This is a genomic window from Cobetia sp. SIMBA_158, assembly GCF_046566945.1.
In the GTDB taxonomy this organism is placed as follows: domain Bacteria; phylum Pseudomonadota; class Gammaproteobacteria; order Pseudomonadales; family Halomonadaceae; genus Cobetia; species Cobetia amphilecti.
On the sequence record NZ_JAWJYL010000090.1, the window covers coordinates 1 to 394 of the forward strand.

General features: G+C 33.5%; 1 protein-coding gene. It reads left to right on the top strand.

Translation table 11 applies throughout. The features are described from left to right. The coding region (locus tag R2R70_RS19115) for an ABC transporter permease subunit (protein ID WP_410978767.1) at nucleotides 1–394 on the top strand (394 nt) is incomplete at both ends.

Sequence of the window (394 nt, forward strand, 5' to 3'; positions counted from 1 at the left end):
GATATAACAGGATTCACACGTCAAACTGCATCTTTACTTAATATTTTATTATTTTTATTACCGTTATTTATGCTAGCAATTGGTAGTATGAATATTGCGAGTGATACAGAGTCAGGGTGGCTGGGATTATTGCGTACATATCCATTAACAATGGGAAGCTATGTATTAACCAAATATATCGCACTGTGCCTTGTTTTTTCGGGAATTATACTTTTTGTATTTGCAATTGCATTTTTGGTAGGTAGTTTTTTTGGTGGAATTAAATTACCGTTATTTGCAATTGGAATTACAGCATTAATTGTACTTGTTTTTAACGCTATTAGTGTCCTGGTAGGAAGTATTGCAAAAAGTAGATTACATGCACTTGCACTTGGTTTAGGTGTATGGGCATTAG